At 69.5% G+C, this 18257-nt stretch carries 17 protein-coding genes; 2 read left to right on the forward strand and 15 right to left on the reverse strand.

The window, feature by feature from the left end:
* Positions 1-3 precede the first annotated feature (3 nt).
* The 12 genes from nuoL to LIV37_RS22355 are packed head-to-tail and all read right to left on the reverse strand — an operon-like array spanning position 4 to position 12827.
* Positions 4-1899 (reverse strand): NADH-quinone oxidoreductase subunit L, encoded by a 1896-nt coding sequence (gene nuoL / locus LIV37_RS22300; protein WP_020869372.1) that lies wholly within the window; start codon positions 1897-1899, stop codon positions 4-6.
* Positions 1900-1915: 16 nt separating this feature from the next.
* A complete protein-coding gene (gene nuoK / locus LIV37_RS22305) occupies positions 1916-2215 on the reverse strand; it encodes an NADH-quinone oxidoreductase subunit NuoK (RefSeq protein ID WP_009715954.1) in 300 nt (99 codons plus the stop codon).
* The gene (locus tag LIV37_RS22310) at positions 2212-3135 is read right to left on the reverse strand and encodes an NADH-quinone oxidoreductase subunit J (protein WP_020869373.1); all 924 of its coding nucleotides are present in this window, start codon (positions 3133-3135) and stop codon (positions 2212-2214) included. The genes nuoK and LIV37_RS22310 overlap by 4 nt, the downstream gene beginning before the upstream one ends.
* On the reverse strand, positions 3132-3764 hold the full coding sequence (gene nuoI, locus LIV37_RS22315) for an NADH-quinone oxidoreductase subunit NuoI (RefSeq protein WP_020869374.1): 633 nt from the start codon (positions 3762-3764) through the stop codon (positions 3132-3134). Before nuoI ends, LIV37_RS22310 begins: the two co-directional genes overlap by 4 nt.
* Complete coding sequence (gene nuoH, locus LIV37_RS22320) at positions 3757-5085, reverse strand: NADH-quinone oxidoreductase subunit NuoH (protein WP_214663705.1); 1329 nt, start codon at positions 5083-5085, stop codon at positions 3757-3759. Before nuoH ends, nuoI begins: the two co-directional genes overlap by 8 nt.
* Before the next feature lie 26 nt (positions 5086-5111).
* Complete coding sequence (locus LIV37_RS22325) at positions 5112-7601, reverse strand: NADH-quinone oxidoreductase subunit G (protein ID WP_121824638.1); 2490 nt, start codon at positions 7599-7601, stop codon at positions 5112-5114.
* Entirely contained in the window at positions 7598-8980 is a 1383-nt protein-coding gene (gene nuoF, locus LIV37_RS22330) for an NADH-quinone oxidoreductase subunit NuoF (RefSeq protein WP_020869376.1), read from the reverse strand. Before nuoF ends, LIV37_RS22325 begins: the two co-directional genes overlap by 4 nt.
* Positions 8980-9789 carry an NADH-quinone oxidoreductase subunit NuoE gene (gene nuoE, locus LIV37_RS22335; RefSeq protein ID WP_121825333.1) on the reverse strand — a complete coding sequence of 270 codons (810 nt, stop codon included), beginning with the start codon at positions 9787-9789 and terminating at the stop codon, positions 8980-8982. Before nuoE ends, nuoF begins: the two co-directional genes overlap by 1 nt.
* A gap of 17 nt (positions 9790-9806) precedes the next feature.
* Positions 9807-11141, reverse strand: a complete 1335-nt coding sequence (locus LIV37_RS22340) for an NADH-quinone oxidoreductase subunit D (protein ID WP_020869378.1) — start codon at positions 11139-11141, stop codon at positions 9807-9809.
* A complete protein-coding gene (locus LIV37_RS22345) occupies positions 11141-11884 on the reverse strand; it encodes an NADH-quinone oxidoreductase subunit C (RefSeq protein ID WP_020869379.1) in 744 nt (247 codons plus the stop codon). The genes LIV37_RS22340 and LIV37_RS22345 overlap by 1 nt, the downstream gene beginning before the upstream one ends.
* The gene (locus LIV37_RS22350) at positions 11881-12435 is read right to left on the reverse strand and encodes a NuoB/complex I 20 kDa subunit family protein (protein WP_020869380.1); all 555 of its coding nucleotides are present in this window, start codon (positions 12433-12435) and stop codon (positions 11881-11883) included. The genes LIV37_RS22345 and LIV37_RS22350 overlap by 4 nt, the downstream gene beginning before the upstream one ends.
* Positions 12436-12467: 32 nt before the next feature.
* Entirely contained in the window at positions 12468-12827 is a 360-nt protein-coding gene (locus tag LIV37_RS22355; RefSeq protein ID WP_020869381.1) for an NADH-quinone oxidoreductase subunit A, read from the reverse strand.
* 712 nt (positions 12828-13539) lie between these two features.
* On the opposite strand from LIV37_RS22355, the gene LIV37_RS22360 reads away from it, so the two are divergent.
* Entirely contained in the window at positions 13540-14355 is an 816-nt protein-coding gene (locus LIV37_RS22360) for a C40 family peptidase (RefSeq protein ID WP_121824637.1), read from the forward strand.
* 92 nt (positions 14356-14447) lie between these two features.
* On the opposite strand, the gene LIV37_RS22365 is transcribed toward LIV37_RS22360, so the two are convergent.
* Complete coding sequence (locus LIV37_RS22365; RefSeq protein WP_020869383.1) at positions 14448-14867, reverse strand: CBS domain-containing protein; 420 nt, start codon at positions 14865-14867, stop codon at positions 14448-14450.
* Between the two features lie 270 nt (positions 14868-15137).
* Here LIV37_RS22365 and LIV37_RS22370 point away from each other — a divergent pair, with 270 nt between their 5' ends.
* Entirely contained in the window at positions 15138-15920 is a 783-nt protein-coding gene (locus LIV37_RS22370) for a VOC family protein (protein WP_020869384.1), read from the forward strand.
* A 180-nt stretch (positions 15921-16100) separates the two neighbouring features.
* On the opposite strand, the gene LIV37_RS22375 is transcribed toward LIV37_RS22370, so the two are convergent.
* Both LIV37_RS22375 and LIV37_RS22380 read right to left on the reverse strand, forming a co-directional pair.
* The gene (locus LIV37_RS22375) at positions 16101-17411 is read right to left on the reverse strand and encodes a geranylgeranyl reductase family protein (protein ID WP_020869385.1); all 1311 of its coding nucleotides are present in this window, start codon (positions 17409-17411) and stop codon (positions 16101-16103) included.
* A 123-nt stretch (positions 17412-17534) separates the two neighbouring features.
* Positions 17535-18227 (reverse strand): demethylmenaquinone methyltransferase, encoded by a 693-nt coding sequence (locus LIV37_RS22380; RefSeq protein WP_121824636.1) that lies wholly within the window; start codon positions 18225-18227, stop codon positions 17535-17537.
* Positions 18228-18257 lie beyond the last annotated feature (30 nt).

The following is an 18257-nucleotide window of genomic DNA, read 5'->3' on the forward strand; positions in this document are numbered from 1 at the left end:
GACTCAGACCGCCCTCATCAGCAGGGTCGCGGCGATGAGCACCGCCGTACCGCCGAACATCGAGACCGCGTACGTACGGGCATAGCCGTTCTGCAGCTTTCGCAGCCGGCCGGAGAGCCCGCCGACGGAGGCCGCGGTGCCGTTGACCACCCCGTCGACCAGCTTGTGGTCGACATAGACCAGACCGCGGGTCAGATACTGGCCTGGTTTGACGAGCGCGACATGGTTGAAGTCGTCCTGGAGCAGATCGCGCCGGGCAGCCCGGGTGAGCAGGGATCCGCGGGGTGCGGTGCGCGGCACCGGCCGGCGTCCGTACTGCGCCCAGGCGAGGGCGACACCGATCACCAGCACCACCATCGTCCCGGCGGTGACCGCCGCGGCGCTGAGCGGGGAATCGCCGTGGCTGTGGCCGGTGACCGGCTCCAGCCACTTCAGGAACGCGTCGTTCACGCTGAACAGCCCGCCCGCGAAGACCGATCCCACGGCCAGGACGATCATGGGGATGGTCATGGACGAGGGCGACTCGTGCGGATGCGGCTCGTGGCCCTCCTCATCCGGCACCCAGCGCTTCTCACCGAAGAAGGTCAGCAGCATCACCCGCGTCATGTAGTACGCGGTGATGGCCGCGCCCAGCAGGGCCGCGCCGCCGAGGATCCAGCCCTCGGTGCCGCCCTTGGCGAAGGCCGCCTCGATGATCTTGTCCTTGGACCAGAAGCCGGACAGCCCGGGGAAGCCGATGATCGCCAGATAGCCGAGCCCGAAGGTGATGAAGGTGACCGGCATGTACTTGCGCAGACCGCCGTACTTGCGCATGTCGACCTCGTCGTTCATGGCGTGCATGACCGAACCGGCCCCGAGGAAGAGCCCCGCCTTGAAGAAGCCGTGGGTCACCAGGTGCATGATCGCGAAGACATAGCCGATCGGGCCGAGCCCGGCGGCCAGGATCATGTAGCCGATCTGGGACATGGTGGACCCGGCCAGGGCCTTCTTGATGTCGTCCTTGGCGCAACCGACGATCGCACCGAACAGGAGCGTGACCGCGCCGACCGCGACCACCGCGGCCTGGGCGTCCGGCGCGGCGTTGAAGATCGCGCCGGAGCGGGTGATCAGATACACGCCCGCGGTCACCATGGTCGCCGCGTGGATCAGGGCCGAGACCGGGGTCGGGCCCTCCATCGCGTCCCCGAGCCAGGACTGGAGCGGCACCTGGGCCGACTTGCCGCAGGCCGCGAGGAGCAGCATCAGCCCGATCGCGGTGAGCTTGCCCTCGCTCGCGTGGTCCGCGTTGGTCAGCACCGGGGCGAAGGTGAAGGTCCCGAACGTCGTGAACATCAGCATGATCGCGATCGACAGGCCCACATCGCCGACGCGGTTGACGATGAACGCCTTCTTCGCCGCCGTGGCCGCGCTGGGCTTGTGCTGCCAGAAGCCGATGAGCAGGTACGAGGCGAGGCCGACGCCCTCCCAGCCGACGTACAGCAGCAGGTAGTTGTCGGCGAGGACGAGCAGCAGCATCGCCGCGAGGAAGAGATTGAGATAGCCGAAGAAGCGGCGGCGGCGCTCGTCGTGCTCCATATAGCCGATCGAGTAGATGTGGATCAGCGTGCCCACACCGGTGATCAGCAGGACGAAGGTCATGGACAGCTGGTCGAGCTGGAAGGCGACGTCCGCGCGGAAGCCGCCCACCGGGATCCAGCTGAAGACCTTGCTGTGCAGGGCCCGGTCGTGCTCGCCGCGGCCGAGCATGTCGGCGAAGAGCACGGCGCCGATGACGAAGGAGGCGGCGGCGAGCACGGTGCCGATGTAGTGGCCCTTGCCGTCCAGCCGCCGCCCTCCGCACAGCAGCAGGGCCGCGCCGAGCAGCGGGACCGCGACAAGCAATCCGATGAGGTTCTCCACTTGAACGCGACCCCTTCTAGAGCTTCATCAGGCTGGCGTCGTCGACCGAGGCCGAGTGGCGGGAGCGGAAGACGGTCACGATGATCGCGAGACCGACCACGACCTCCGCCGCAGCCACGACCATCGTGAAGAAGGCGATGATCTGGCCGTCGAGATTGCCGTGCAGCCGGGAGAAGGTGACGAACGCCAGGTTGCACGCGTTCAGCATCAGCTCGACGCACATGAAGAGGACGATCGCGTTCCGCCTGATGACGACGCCGGCCGCACCAATGGTGAACAACAGGGCGGCCAGGTAGAGGTAGTTGACCGGATTCACTTGGCGACTCCCCTCGGGTTCGGCGCACTGCCCGCGTTCTCGCCGTCTTCGCCGTTTTCACCGTGTTCGGAGGTGCCCGGCTTCCCGGGGCCCCCGGACGGCTTGCCGGTCCCGTTCTTCCGGCCCAGCCAGCGCTGCGAGCGCTGCTCCAGCGCCGCCAGCTCGGCCAGCGCCTCGCTGGAGACGTCCCGGATCTGACCGCGGCCGCGCAGCGTCGCGTTGACGGTGAGGTCGGACGGGGTGCCGTCGGGCAGCAGACCGGGGATGTCCACCGCGTTGTGCCGCGCGTACACACCGGGCGCCGGCAGCGGCGGCACGTTCCGGCCGGTGCGCACCCGCGCCTCGGACTGCTCGCGCTGGGTACGGGCCCGCTCGGTGCGCTCGCGGTGGGTCAGCACCATCGCGCCGACCGCCGCGGTGATCAGCAGCGCGCCGGTGATCTCGAAGGCGAAGACGTACTTGGTGAAGATCAGCGACGCCAGGCCCTCCACATTGCCGCCGGAGTTGGCCTGGCCCAGGCCGTTCCACGTCTTCAGCGACGCATTGCCGATCCCGGCGCACAGCAGGATGCCGAAGCCGAGCCCGCAGAGGGCGGCGAGCCAGCGCTGCCCCTTCAGGGTCTCCTTGAGGGAGTCGGCGGCGGTGACACCGACCAGCATCACCACGAAGAGGAAGAGCATCATGATCGCGCCGGTGTAGACGACGATCTGGACGACGCCCAGGAAGTACGCGCCGTTGGCGAGGTAGAAGACCGCCAGGACGATCATGGTGCCCGCCAGGCACAGGGCGCTGTGCACGGCCTTGCGCATCAGGATCGTGCACAGCGCGCCGATCACGGCGACGGTGCCGAGCACCCAGAACTGGAGGGCCTCACCGGTGGAGGTGGTGGAGGCCGCCGCGGCCAGAGTGCCGCCGCTCATGCCTGCACCCCCTGCTGCCGCTCCGGCGACTCCTGCGACTCCTGCGACTCCTCGTTCCCCGCGGCCTGGTCGGACAGGGTCTCGCCCTTGCTGACCGCGACCTGCTGGGTGGTGCCGGGCGCGGCCTCGGTCACCAGGCCCCGGTAGTAGTCCTGCTCGTCGGTGCCGGGGTAGATGGCGTGCGGGGAGTCGACCATCCCGTCCTCGAGGCCCGCGAGCAGCTCCTCCTTGGTGTAGATGAGCGATTCGCGGGTGCGGTCGGCGAGCTCGTACTCATTGGTCATGGTCAGCGCCCGGGTGGGGCACGCCTCGACGCACAGGCCGCACAGGATGCAGCGCAGATAGTTGATCTGGTAGACGCGGCCGTAGCGCTCACCGGGCGAGTAGCGCTCCTCGTCGGTGTTGTCCGCGCCCTCCACATAGATCGCGTCGGCGGGGCAGGCCCAGGCGCACAGCTCGCAGCCGATGCACTTCTCCAGCCCGTCCGGGTGCCGGTTGAGCTGGTGGCGTCCGTGGAAGCGGGGCGCGGTGGGCTTCTTCACCTCTGGGTACTGTTCGGTGAGCCGCTTCTTGAACATGGCCTTGAAGGTCACGCCGAAGCCGGCCACCGGATTCTGGAAGTCAGGCACCGTCGGCCTCCTTTCCGTCACTGGCAGTGTCGGGGCCACCACTGACAATCAACTCACGCTCGGTGTGCGGACGTCGGCGGGGGACGGGCGGCAGGGTCTGGCCGGGCAGCGGCGGCACCGGGAAACCTCCCGCCATCGGATCGAAGGCGGGCTCCGGTCCCTGTTCCGCTCCGGCCTCGGCCTCGGTGGCCGAACGGTCGCGGAAGAAGTCGACCACGAAGGACAGCAGCAGCAGCGCGATCACCGCGCTGCCCACGTAGAGCACGATGTCCTGGTAGTCGTAGTTCTCGTTGCGCAGCGCCCGGACGGTGGCGACCAGCATCAGCCAGACCATCGAGATCGGGATGAGCACCTTCCAGCCCAGCTTCATGAACTGGTCGTAGCGCACGCGCGGAAGCGTGCCGCGCACCCAGATGAAGACGAAGAGCGAGGTGACGACCTTGCCGACGAACCACAGCATCGGCCACCAGCCGTGGTTGGCGCCCTCCCAGAAGGTGCTGATCGGCCAGGGCGCCCGCCAGCCACCGAGGAAGAGGGTGACGGCGACCATCGAGACGGTGACCATGTTGATGTACTCGGCGAGCATGAACATCGCGAACTTGATCGAGGAGTACTCGGTGTTGAAGCCGCCGACCAGGTCGCCCTCGGACTCCGGCATGTCGAACGGCGCCCGGTTGGTCTCACCGATCATCGAGACGATGTAGATGAGGAACGAGACCGGCAGCAGCACCGCGTACCAGCGGTCCTGCTGCGATTCCACGATCTGCGAGGTCGACATCGACCCGGAGTAGAGGAAGACCGCCGCGAAGGAGAGCCCCATCGCGATCTCGTAGCTGATCATCTGGGCGCAGGAGCGCAAGCCCCCCAGGAGCGGATACGTCGATCCGGAGGACCAGCCCGCCAGCACGATGCCGTAGATGCCGACCGAGGCGGTGGCGAGGATGTAGAGGACGGCGATCGGCAGATCGGTCAGCTGCATCGCGGTGCGGTGCCCGAAGACCGAGACCTCGCCGCCGGCCGGGCCGAACGGCATCACCGCGACCGCCATGAAGGCGGGGATGGCCGCCACGACCGGCGCCAGGACGTAGACCACCTTGTCCGCGCCCTTGACGACCACGTCCTCCTTGAGCATCAGCTTCACGCCGTCCGCGAGGGACTGCAGCATGCCCCAGGGGCCGTGGCGGTTGGGGCCGATGCGCAGCTGCATCCAGCCGACCACCTTGCGCTCCATGACGATGGAGATGAGCACGGTCACCATCAGGAACGCGAAGCAGAAGACGGCCTTGATCACGATCAGCCACCACGGGTCGCGGCCGAACATCGACAGGTCCTCTGCGGCGAGAATCCTCACTGGGTCACCTCCGTCGCGGGGGCAGTGATCGTCACGACATCGCCGGGGCGGGCCCCCAGATCGCGCTGGACACCGCCGCCGACGGAGGCCAGCGGCAGCCAGACCACCCGGTCGGGCATCGCGGTGACGCTCAGCGGCAGTTGGACCGAACCGGCCGGGCCGGTGACGCGGACGAGCTGGCCGTCCTCGACCCCGGCCTCGCCCGCGGTGGCCGCCGACAACCGGGCCACGGCCGCGTGACGGGTCCCGGCCAGCGCCGGATCGCCGTCCTGGAGCCGGCCCTGGTCGAGCAGCAGCCGATGGCCGGCGAGGACCGCCTCGCCCTCGGCCGGCCGGGGCAGCGGACCGCCCGTCTCCAGCGAGGCGGTGGCACGCGGGCCCTGCCAGGTGCCCAGCCGGGTCATCTCGGCCCGTACGGCCTCGACGTCCGGCAGGTCCAGGGGGGCGTCCAGCGCGTCGGCCAGCATGTGCAGCACCCGGGCGTCCGGGAGCGTATGGCGGCGGGTCATCTGGTCGGGCTTGAGCGCGGCCTCGAACGGCCGGGCCCGGCCCTCCCAGTTGAGGAAGGTGCCGGACTTCTCGACGACCGCCGCGACCGGCAGCACCACATCGGCCCGCTCGCTGACCTCCGAGGGCCGCTGCTCCAGGCTGACCACGAAGTCCACGGCGTCCAGGGCCTCCAGGGCCCGCGCCGGATCGGGCAGATCGGCGACCTCGACGCCCGCGACCAGCAGCGCGCCGAGCCCGCCGACCGCCGCGGCCTCGATGATCTGGCCGGTGTCCCGGCCCACCTGGTGCGGCAGGTCGATGGTGCCCCAGACGGAGGAGACCTCCTCGCGGGCCCGCGGGTCGTGGGCCGGGCGGCCGCCGGGCAGCAGCCCGGGCAGCGCCCCGGCCTCGATCGCGCCCCGCTCCCCCGCCCGGCGCGGGATCCAGGCGAGCGTGGCCCCGGTGGCGGCGGCGGCCCGTACGGCGGCGGTGAGCCCGCCCGCCACGGACGCCAGCCGCTCGCCGACGATGATCACGGCGCCCTCTTCGCGCAGCGCCTCGGCGGCCCGCTCCCCGCCCGCGTCCAGGCCGGTGCGGCCCGCGATGGCGTCCAGCCACTCGGTCTCGGTGCCGGGGGCGGCCGGCAGCAGGGTGCCGCCCGCCTTCTCGAGGCCCCGGGTGGCGTGGGTGGCGAGCGAGAAGGTGCGCTGTCCGTGCTTGCGGTGCGCCTTGCGCAGCCGCAGGAAGACGCCGGGCGACTCCTCCTCGGCCTCGAAGCCGACCAGCAGCACAGCCGGGGCCTTCTCCAGCGCGGTGTAGGTGAGTCCGCCACCGTCCAGGTCACGCCCCCGGCCGGCGATGTGGGTGGCCAGGAAGTCGGCCTCCTCGTCGCTGTGCCGGCGGGCCCGGAAGTCGATGTCGTTGGTGTCCAGGGCGAGCCGCGCGAACTTCGCGTAGGCGTAGGCGTCCTCGACGGTCAGCCGGCCGCCGGTGAGCACGCCGGTGCGGCCGCGCGCCATGCTGAGCCCCTCGGCCGCCGCGTCGAGCGCCTCGGGCCAGCTCGCCGGCTCCAGCTTCCCCGTCTCGCGGTCGCGCACCAGCGGGGTGGTGAGCCGCTCCGGCAGCTGGGCGTAGCGGAAGCCGAAGCGCCCCTTGTCGCAGATCCACTCCTCGTTGACCTCGGGGTCGTCCGCCGCCATCCGCCGCATGACCTTGCCGCGGCGGTGGTCGGTGCGGGTGGCGCAGCCGCCCGCACAGTGCTCGCACACGCTCGGCGAGGAGACCAGGTCGAAGGGGCGGGAGCGGAATCGGTACGCCGCCGAGGTCAGGGCGCCCACCGGGCAGATCTGGATGGTGTTCCCGGAGAAGTACGACTCGAACGGGTCGCCCTCGCCGGTGCCCACCTGCTGCAGCGCGCCCCGCTCCAGCAGCTCGATCATCGGGTCGCCCGCGATCTGGTTGGAGAAGCGGGTGCAGCGCGCGCACAGCACACAGCGCTCGCGGTCAAGCAGCACCTGGGCCGAGATCGGGACCGGTTTGGCGAACGTCCGCTTCTGGCCCTCGAACCGGCTGTCGGCCTGTCCGGCGCTCATCGCCTGGTTCTGCAGCGGGCATTCACCGCCCTTGTCGCAGACCGGGCAGTCCAGCGGGTGGTTGATCAGCAGCAGCTCCATCACCCCGCGCTGGGCCTTCTCGGCCACCGGCGAGGTGAGCTGCGTCTTGACCACCATCCCGTCGGTGCAGGTGATGGTGCAGGAGGCCATCGGCTTGCGCTGGCCCTCCACCTCGACGATGCACTGGCGGCAGGCGCCGGCCGGGTCGAGGAGCGGATGGTCGCAGAACCGCGGGATCTCGATGCCGAGCAGTTCGGCGGCGCGGATGACCAGCGTCCCCTTGGGGACGGAGATCTCGATCCCGTCGATCGTGACGGAGACCAGATCTTCTCGCGGCACCGCCGCCTCCCCGCCCGACGAGGGTGCGTTGGTGGTCACGGTCATGCGTTCACCCCCAGGTGAGTGGAGCGCGGCTCGTCGGCCCACACAGTGGACTTGGCCGGGTCGAACGGACAGCCTCCGCCGGTGATGTGCTGCTCGTACTCCTCGCGGAAGTACTTCAGCGAGGAGAAGATGGGGCTGGCCGCGCCGTCGCCGAGGGCGCAGAAGGACTTGCCGTTGATGTTGTCGGCGATGTCGGCCAGCTTGTCGAGGTCCTCCATGCGCCCCTTACCGGCTTCGAGGTCGCGCAACAGCTGGACCAGCCAGTACGTGCCCTCGCGGCACGGTGTGCACTTGCCGCAGGACTCATGCGCGTAGAACTCGGTCCAGCGGGTCACGGCCCGCACCACACAGGTGGTCTCGTCGAAGCACTGGAGCGCCTTGGTGCCCAGCATCGATCCGGCCGCGCCCACGCCCTCGTAGTCCAGCGGGACGTCGAGGTGCTCATCGGTGAGCAGCGGGGTGGACGAGCCGCCCGGGGTCCAGAACTTCAGCCGGTGGCCCGGGCGGATCCCACCGCTCATGTCGAGCAGCTGGCGCAGGGTGATCCCGAGCGGGCCCTCGTACTGTCCGGGGTTGGCCACATGGCCGGACAGCGAGTAGAGCGTGAAGCCCGGGGACTTCTCGCTGCCCATCGAACGGAACCATTCCTTGCCCTTGTTGAGGATCGCGGGAACCGAGGCGATGGATTCGACGTTGTTGACAACAGTGGGGCACGCGTACAGACCGGCGACCGCGGGGAAGGGAGGCCGCAGCCGGGGCTGGCCGCGGCGGCCCTCCAGCGAGTCCAGCAGCGCGGTCTCCTCACCACAGATGTACGCACCGGCGCCCGCGTGCACGGTGATGTCGAGACCGGGCAGTCCGTCCACCCCGAGCTTCTGCCGCCGCTGTTCCGCGGTGCCGAGGTAGCCCTCCTCGTACGCCTCGCGCACGGCCTCGTGCAGTCGCCGCAGCACGGGGACGACCTCACCGCGCAGATAGATGAAGGCGTGTTCGGAGCGGATGGCATGACAGGCGATGATCATGCCCTCGATGAGGGAGTGCGGATTGGCGTAGAGAAGGGGGATGTCCTTGCAGGTGCCCGGCTCCGACTCATCGGCGTTGACGACGAGATAGTGCGGCTTGCCGTCGCCCTGCGGAATGAACTGCCACTTCATCCCGGTGGGGAAGCCGGCGCCGCCGCGGCCGCGCAGACCCGCGTCCTTCACCAGCGCGATCACCGCGTCGGGGTCCATCGCGAGGGCCTTGCGCATGCCCTCGTAACCCTCGTGGCGCAGATAGGTGCGCAGGGACCAGGAGTTCGGCTGGTCCCAGAACGCGGAGAGCACGGGTGCCAGCAGCTTCTCGGGGCTGTGCCCATTGATCTCGGTTGTCACGGTCATCACTCCCCCTCCTCGGCGACCGGACCGGCCGGGTGGTGCGGATCCGAGGCGGAGGTCCGCTGCGGCGCGTCATGCGAGCTGGGATGCGTCGGCGGCGCCTCGTCCTGCGGGGCGTCCGCGGACCTCGGCGAGACGACCCGGCCGGGGGCGACCTCCCCCTTGGCCAGCCGCAACCCGACCAGCGAGGCGGGCCCAGCTGAGCCACCGGCCTCGACGGCGCCCGGGCGGGCGTCGGGGAAGCCGGCCAGGATGCGGGCGGTCTCCTTGTAGGTGCACAGCGGCGCGCCCCGGGTCGGCTCGACGGTCCGGCCCGCCCGCAACTCGTCGACCAGCGCCTTGGCGGATTCGACGGTCTGGTTGTCGAAGAACTCCCAGTTGACCATCACCACGGGTGCGTAGTCGCAGGCCGCGTTGCACTCGATGTGCTCCAGGGTGACCTTGCCGTCCTCGGTGGTCTCCCCGTTGCCCACCCCCAGATGGCTCTGCAGCTCCTCGAAGATCGCGTCGCCGCCCATCACCGCGCACAGGGTGTTGGTGCACACCCCCACCTGATAGTCGCCGGAGGGCTTGCGCCGGTACATCGTGTAGAAGGTGGCGACCGCGGTGACCTCGGCGGTGGTGAGGCCCAGCACCTCGGCGCAGAACCGCATGCCGGTGCGGGTGACATGGCCCTCCTCGGACTGCACCAGGTGCAGCAGCGGCAGCAGCGCGCTGCGGCTGTCCGGGTAGCGTGCGATCACCTCCCGGGCGTCCTCCTCGAGCCGGGTGCGCACCTCGGCCGGGTAGTCGGGGGCCGGCAGCTCCGGCATCCCCAGCTGGACATCAGTCACCGGTCCACTCCTCCCATCACGGGGTCGATGGACGCGACGGCGACGATCACATCGGCGACCTGGCCGCCCTCGCACATCGCCGCCACGGCCTGCAGATTGGTGAACGACGGGTCGCGGAAGTGGACGCGATACGGGCGGGTGCCGCCATCGCTGACCACATGGGCGCCAAGCTCGCCCTTGGGCGACTCGATCGCCGCGTACGCCTGTCCTGGCGGGACCCGGAATCCCTCGGTCACCAGCTTGAAGTGGTGGATCAGGGCCTCCATGGAGGTGCCCATGATGTTCTTGATGTGGTCCAGGGAGTTGCCGAGGCCGTCCGGGCCGAGCGCGAGCTGCGCGGGCCAGGCGATCTTCTTGTCCGCGACCATCACTGGGCCCGGCTCCAGCCGCTCCAGGCACTGCTCGACGATCCGCAGCGACTGGCGCATCTCCTCCAGCCGGATCAGGAACCGGCCGTAGGCGTCGCAGGTCTCGGCGGTCGGCACCTCGAAGTCATAGGTGTCATAGCCGCAGTACGGATCGGTCTTGCGCAGATCGTGCGGCAGCCCGGTGGCCCGCAGTATCGGGCCGGTGATGCCGAGCGCCATGCAGCCGGCGAGGTCGAGGTAGCCCACGTCCTGCAGCCGGGCCTTGAAGATCGGGTTCCCGGTGGCGAGCTTGTCGTACTCGGGCAGGTTCTTCCGCATCGTCTTCAGAAGGGCCCGGATCTGGTCGACCGCACCGGGCGGCAGGTCCTGGGCGAGCCCGCCGGGCCGGATGTACGCGTGGTTCATCCGCAGACCGGTGATCAGCTCGAAGATGTCCAGGATCAGCTCGCGGTCCCGGAAGCCGTAGATCATGATCGTGGTCGCGCCGAGCTCCATACCGCCGGTGGCGATGGCCACCAGATGCGAGGAGAGCCGGTTGAGCTCCATCAGCAGCACCCGGATCACCGAGGCGCGGTCCGGGACCTGGTCCTCGATGCCGAGCAGCTTCTCGACGCCCAGGCAGTACGCCGCCTCGTTGTAGAAGGGCGTCAGATAGTCCATACGCGTCACGAAGGTGGTGCCCTGCGTCCAGTTCCGGAATTCGAGGTTCTTCTCGATTCCGGTGTGCAGATAACCGATTCCGCAGCGGGCCTCGGTGACCGTCTCACCGTCGATCTCCAGGATCAGCCGGAGCACCCCGTGGGTGGAGGGGTGCTGCGGACCCATGTTGACGATGATCCGCTCGTCGTCGGCCTTCGCCGCGGCGGCCACGACCTCGTCCCAGTCGCCGCCGGTGACGGTGTAGACGGTGCCTTCTGTGGTCTCGCGCGCGGAGGCGGAAGGCGTTGCATGGGGGGCAGTCATCAGCTGTACGACCTCCGCTGGTCCGGAGCCGGGATCTGGGCGCCCTTGTACTCGACGGGGATGCCGCCGAGCGGGTAGTCCTTGCGTTGCGGGAAGCCCTGCCAGTCGTCGGGCATCATGATCCGCGTCAGCGCGGGATGGCCGTCGAAGATCAGGCCGAAGAAGTCGTAGGTCTCGCGCTCATGCCAGTCGTTGGTCGGATAGACATCGACGATCGACGGGATGTGCGGGTCGTCGTCCGGAGCGCTCACCTCCAGCCGGAGCACCCGGCCATGGGTGATCGACCGCAGGTGGTAGACGGCGTGCAGCTCACGGCCCTTGTCGCCGGGGAAGTGCACTCCGCTGACGCCGGTGCACAGCTCGAAGCGGAGCGCCGGGTCGTCGCGCAGGGTCCGGGCGACCCGCGGCAGGTGCTCCCGGGCGATGTGGAAGGTCAGCTCCCCGCGGTCCACGACGGTCTTCTCGATCGCGTTTTCCGGGAGCAGCGACTGCTCCTCGAGCGCACCCTCGAGTTCGTCGGCGACCTCGTCGAACCAGCCCCCGTACGGCCGGGTGGCCTCGCCGGGCAGCCGTACGGGGCGCACCAGCCCGCCGTAGCCGGTGGTGTCGCCGCCGTTGTTGGCGCCGAACATCCCGCGCTGGACGCGGATGGGCTCACCCTGGTCGCCGCGGCGGCCGGGGAGGTTCTCGGCGTTGAGGTCCTTGTCCGGGTTGACCCCGTTGGACCCATTGGCCTCGGTCAACGCAGAAGCCCCTTCATCTCGATCATCGGCAGCGCCTTCAGCGCCGCTTCCTCCGCCTCACGGGCCGCACGCTCGCGATTGACGCCGAGCTTCTCCTCGCGGATCTTCTCGTGCAGCTTGAGGATCGAGTCCATGAGCATCTCGGGCCGTGGCGGACAGCCGGGCAGATAGATGTCGACCGGGACGATGTGATCGACGCCCTGCACGATCGCGTAGTTGTTGAACATCCCCCCGGAGGAGGCGCAGACGCCCATGGAGATGACCCACTTCGGGTTCGGCATCTGGTCGTAGACCTGCCGCAGCACCGGGGCCATCTTCTGGCTGACGCGCCCGGCGACGATCATCAGGTCGGCCTGGCGGGGCGAGCCGCGGAAGACCTCCATGCCGAAGCGCGCGAGGTCGTAGCGCCCCGCGCCGGTGGTCATCATTTCGATGGCGCAACAGGCCAGGCCGAAGGTGGCCGGGAAGACGGAGGACTTACGGGCCAGCCCGGCGGCCTGTTCCACGGTGGTGAGCAGGAACCCACTCGGGAGCTTCTCTTCGATACCCATGCGATGTTTCCCCTATCTCCTCTAGAGCCCCTTTAGTCCCACTCCAGGCCGCCGCGCCGCCACACGTAGGCGTAGGCGACGAAGACCGTGAGCACGAAGAGGAGCATCTCCACGAGCCCGAACAGGCCGAGGGCGTCGAAGGTGACGGCCCAGGGGTAGAGGAAGACGATCTCGATGTCGAAGACGATGAAGAGCATCGCCGTCAGGTAGTACTTGATGGGGAAGCGCCCACCGCCGGCCGGATGCGGAGTCGGCTCGATGCCGCACTCATAGGCTTCGAGCTTGGCCCGGTTGTAGCGCTTGGGGCCGATGATCGCGGCCATGAAAACCGAGAAGATCGCAAAACCTGCCCCGAGGGCTCCCAGTACGAGGATGGGCGCGTATGCGTTCACCGTCCTCGCTCCCTTCAGTCGACGATGACTGCTTGGCGGACCGCACGGACATGCCGCCGCCCCACGAAGATCGCGCACATGTGAGGCAGTTCACAAGCCCGTTTCGCCTGCATCCTATGCCCGTCGGTCTGTGATCTGCGACACGGGGTACGACAACGTCTTTGTGATCTCCACCACCTGACGAAGGATCATGAAGTCGGATGAGCGGTGATCTTGTACATGAAGCATCCGAACGGCCACGATAAGTGACATTCGGAGACGTCATCACAGGTGAGCGCGTTGCGCCCCTACCAAGACATGGTACATACATGCAAATTTGCTCTGGATGACGTCACCTGATATGCGCCTTCCATCCTCATGAGTGACCTTCGTCCCGGGACGATCGATCACGGGTTCGCGCACGTTCGCGATCAACGCTCCGCGCACGCGTTCACGAGCGGGTCGGGGCGAGTGAGGTATCCCACGCCCGAACGGGTTGTGGATCTAGATTTCATGGGAATCCTTTGTACGCGGGCCAGATCGGTGGTAGATCCCGCGCTGCCCCGGTTTAGCCGTCAAATGCCGTGCGTAGACACATGATCGCGAAATGCGGGCAAGCCAGCCGAGTGGGCCGTAGAGATCATTTGGCCCGGTTTTTGGGCGTGTGCACGTCAAATGTGGCGCACCCCACTTTTGTTGATCTGGGCCTTAGGGCCCTGGTAGCCAGTGACCTATGTCCCCAGTCGCACACATACCCAGCCACCGGAAGCCCCGCCGTGCCGCGTCGACGCGCGCGCTCCGCGCAGGGGTGACCGGTGGCTTCCTCACCCTCGCGGTGGCCGGTGCCGCCGTGCCCGCCTCCGCCACGGAGAACAACGCCGCTCCCGCCGAGTCCACCCTGGAGATGCCGACCGTCAGCGCCACGCTGGCGAGCACGGCCGCCCAGACCGCGGACGCCACCCAGCAGGCGGCCTCCGACTACGAGCTCCAGGCCCAGAAGGACCAGGCAGCCGCCCACGCGAAGATCGCCGCCAAGAAGGCCAAGGCGGAGGCCGACCGCAAGGCGAAGGAAGCCCGGGAGGCGGCTCGTAAGGCGGCCGCCGAGCGGGCGGCCGAGGCCAAGGCCCAGGCGGCGAAGGCGTCGCGCTCCGCCGAGCGCACCACGCTCTCCACCACCAGCGTCAGCAACGCCTCCGGCAATGCCGCGGCCCTGATCAGCTTCCTCAAGGCACAGCTGGGCAAGGCGTACGTGCTCGGCTCCAGCGGTCCGTCCTCCTACGACTGCTCCGGGCTGACCCAGGCCGCCTTCAAGCAGGTCGGCGTGAGCCTGCCGCGGGTCTCGCAGGACCAGTCCACCGCCGGCACCCCGGTCTCGCTGGACTCCCTGCAGCCGGGCGACCTGCTCTACTGGGGCAGCGCGGGCAGCGCGTACCACGTCGGCGTCTACGTCGGCGGCGGCAAGTTCATCGGCGCCCAGAACTCGAGCACCGGGATCGTCGAGCGCCCGCTGGACTACGACATGCCCACCGGGGCCGTGCGCGTCCTGTAGGACGCCCGCCGGTCAGCTGGATCCTGAGGCCGCCGTTCCCGCCGTGGACGGCGGCCTCACGTCCTTCCCTCCCTACTGCGCGTAGACCTTCCCTACTGTGCGTAGACCTTCTCCAGGAACTCTCCGAGGAGGTCGTCGCTGAGGTGATGGGCAAGATCCGCCTCGGAGATCATTCCGACCAGCCGCTTGTTCTGGTCGATCACCGGAAGCCTGCGGATCTTGTGCTCCTCCATCTCCCGCAGGACGTCCCTGACATCGGCGTCCGCGGGAATCCAGCGCGGGGTGCCCTTGGTGAGCGCCCCGACGGGCGTCCCCGAGGGGTCGGCGCTCTCCGCGATGCAGCCGACGACGATGTCGCGGTCGGTCACGATGCCGCACAGCCGCTCGTTGGCGTCGCTGACCGGCAGGGCCCCCACGCCCAGCTCCCGCATCAGCTGGGCGGCACGCAGCACCGTCTCGTTCTCCGGTACCCACTGCGCGCCCGGGTGCATGATGTCCGCTGCCTTCGTCATGGTGTACCTCCTGCCAGGCCCACCGGCGGTGGATCCGGCCCTGTGGGCCCCATCGGTCCGGCGTCGCCGCGGCTGGCGCACACGGCGCCCCCTGCCTTCATTGTCACCACCGCCGCGCGGCGACGTCATGTCGAGCCCCGGCGGCGGCTGTCGGTACCCGGTGCCAGACTGAGTAACGAGGCAGTCCCGGACAGAACGAGACACATCCCGGCAGAACACTCCCGCAGAACTCTCCTGCGCCTTCGCGCCCGACCGTCGAAGGAGCACCCCATGCTCACCACCGATTACGTCCCCGGCGCCCCCAACTGGCTCGATCTGGGCGCCCCCGAAACCGAAGCGGCCGTGGCCTTCTACGGCTCCCTGCTGGACTGGCGCTTCGAGTCGGCAGGCCCCGAAGCGGGCGGGTACGGCTTCTTCACCCTGGACCGGAAGACCGTCGCGGCCGTCGGGCCGCTCACCGAGGAGGGCGCGCGCCCCGCCTGGACGCCGTACTTCCACACCCCCGACGCCGAGGCGACCGCCAAGACCGTCGAGCAGGCGGGCGGCACGGTGCGGCTCGCTCCGTTCGACGTCTTCGAGGAAGGACGGATGGCCCAGTTCACCGACCCCGGCGGCGCCCGCTTCGCCGTCTGGCAGCCCGGCAGGACGGCGGGGCTGGACGCGGTCACCGACCCCGGCACCCTGTGCTGGACCGAGCTGCACTCCCCCGACCCCGCCAAGGATCTCGCCTTCTACCGCAAGATCTTCGGCTGGGACACCGAGGAGATGTCCTTCCCCGGCGGGTCGTACACGGTGCTGATGACGTCCGGCGCCGGCCGGGAGGGCTCCTTCGGCGGCGTCGCCCAGCTCCAGGAGGGGCATTCGACACCGCCGCAGTGGCTGCCGTACTTCGAGGTCACGGACTGCGACGCGGTGGTGGCCAGGGGGCAGGACCTTGGCGGCTCGGTGCTGATGCCCGCCATGTCGGCCGAGGGGATCGGCCGGATGGCCTGGCTGACGGATGCGGGCCGGGCGCCGTTCGGCGTCATAGCGAGCGGCGGCCCCGGCGCGTAGCGCTCCGCTGGGAGTGCCGCAATACGTCTGGAAGTGCCGCGATGCGTTGTCGGTCGGCTGCGGCGCCGTTGTGGCTGGGCGCGCAGTTCCCCGCGGCCCGTCGGGGCGCCGCCGTGGCTGGTCGCGCCCCGCGGCGGAGCCGCATATCGATACAGCCCCGCGCCCCTTCGGGCGCTGGTGTCAGGCGCGTGGGGTCACCTTGGTGAGGCCGTTGATGATGCGGTCCATGGCGTCGCCGCCCGTCGGGTCGGTCAGGTTCGCCAGCAGCTTGAGCGTGAACCGCATCAGCATCGGATGCGTCAGCCCGCGCTGCGCCGCCAGCTTCATGACCTTCGGGTTGCCGATCAGCTTCACGAACGCCCGGCCCAGCGTGTAGTAGCCGCCGTAGGTGTCCTTGAGGACCTTCGGGTAGCGCTGGAGGGCCAGTTCGCGCTGGGAGGCGGTGGCGCGGGCATGGGCCTGGACGATCACGTCCGCGGCGATCTGCCCGGATTCCATCGCATAGGCGATGCCCTCCCCGTTGAACGGGTTGACCATGCCGCCCGCGTCCCCGACGAGCAGCAGCCCGCGGGTGTAGTGCGGCTGGCGGTTGAAGGCCATGGGGAGCGCGGCGCCGCGGATCGGGCCGGTCATGTTCTCCGGGGTGTAGCCCCAGTCCTCCGGCATCGAGGCGCACCACGCCTTGAGGACCTCGCGCCAGTCGAGCTCCTTGAAGGAGGACGAGGTGTTGAGGACGCCCAGGCCCACATTGCTCGTGCCGTCGCCCATGCCGAAGATCCAGCCGTAGCCGGGCAGCAGCCGGTCCTCCGCGCCGCGCCGGTCCCACAACTCCAGCCAGGACTCCAGGTAGTCGTCGTCATGGCGGGGCGAGGTGAAGTACGTCCGCACGGCCACGCCCATCGGGCGGTCCTCGCGGCGGTGCAGCCCCATGGCGAGCGAGAGCCGGGTGGAGTTGCCGTCGGCGGCGACCACCAGGGGCGCGTGGAAGGTGACGGGCGTCTTCTCCTCGCCCAGCTTGGCCTCGACGCCGGTGATCCGGCCGGTGCGCCCGTCGATGATCGGGGCGCCGACAGTGCAGCGCTCGTACAGCCGGGCCCCGGCCTTACTAGCCTGCCGGGCCAGCTGCTCGTCGAAGTCGTCGCGCTTACGGACCAGGCCGTAGTCGGGGTACGCGGCCAGCTCCGGCCAGTCCAGCTGGAGCCGCACCCCGCCTGCGATGATCCGCAGGCCGCGATTGCGCAGCCAGCCCGCCTCCTCGGAGATGTCGATGCCCATGGACACGAGCTGCTTGGTGGCGCGCGGGGTCAGGCCGTCACCGCACACCTTCTCGCGCGGAAAGGCCGTCTTCTCCAGCAGCAGCACGTCCAGCCCCGCCTTGGCGAGGTAGTACGCGGTGGTGGAGCCGGCCGGTCCGGCGCCGACGACGATCACATCGGCGCTGCGCTCCGAGATCCCGGAGGACGCGCTCTCGGTGGGTGCGGTCTCGCTCACGCGGGGTCTCCCCAAGCCTCGGTAACGGCGTGCCGGTCGCGCCGGTCACTGGACAGCTGCAGTCTATGGGGGGCGCTGCTCCGGCACTCGCGAAGGGCCGCCCTGTCCCGGTTACCGGCCGCCTTACGGCTTGTACGCCCGGTGGAGGGCCACCACGCCGCCGGTGAGGTTGCGCCAGGCCGGGCGCTCCCAGCCCGCCGACCGCAGCCGGGCGGCGAGACCGGGCTGGTCCGGCCAGGCGCGGATGGACTCGGCGAGGTAGACATACGCGTCCGGGTTGCTGCTGACCGATGTCGCGATCGGCGGCAGTGCGCGCATCAGGTACTCGGTGTAGACCGTGCGGAACGGCTGCCATGTGGGGTGGCTGAACTCGCAGATGACGATCCGTCCGCCGGACCGGGTCACCCGCAGCATCTCGCCCAGCGCACCCTGGGTGTCCTGGACGTTCCGCAGCCCGAAGGAGATGGTGACGGCGTCGAAGGCCCCGTCCGCGAAGGGCAGCCGGGTCGCGTCGCCCGCCGTGAGCGGCAGCCCGGGATGGCGCTTCTTGCCCTCGCGGAGCATCCCGAGCGAGAAGTCGCACGGCACCACGTACGCGCCCGCCTCGCGGAACGGCAGCGAGGACGTCCCCGTACCGGCGGCCAGGTCCAGCACCCGCTCACCGGCGCGCGCGTCCACGGCCCGGGCGACGGCCTTGCGCCACTGCCGGGCCTGCCCGAGCGACAGCACATCGTTGGTGAGGTCGTATTTGGCCGCCACGTCGTCGAACATGGCGGCGACTTCGTGCGGCTGCTTGTCCAGGGATGCTCGGCTCACGCCCCCATTGTTCACCTCGCGGGCCCCGCG

The organism is Streptomyces rapamycinicus NRRL 5491, from assembly GCF_024298965.1.
Taxonomy (GTDB): domain Bacteria; phylum Actinomycetota; class Actinomycetes; order Streptomycetales; family Streptomycetaceae; genus Streptomyces; species Streptomyces rapamycinicus.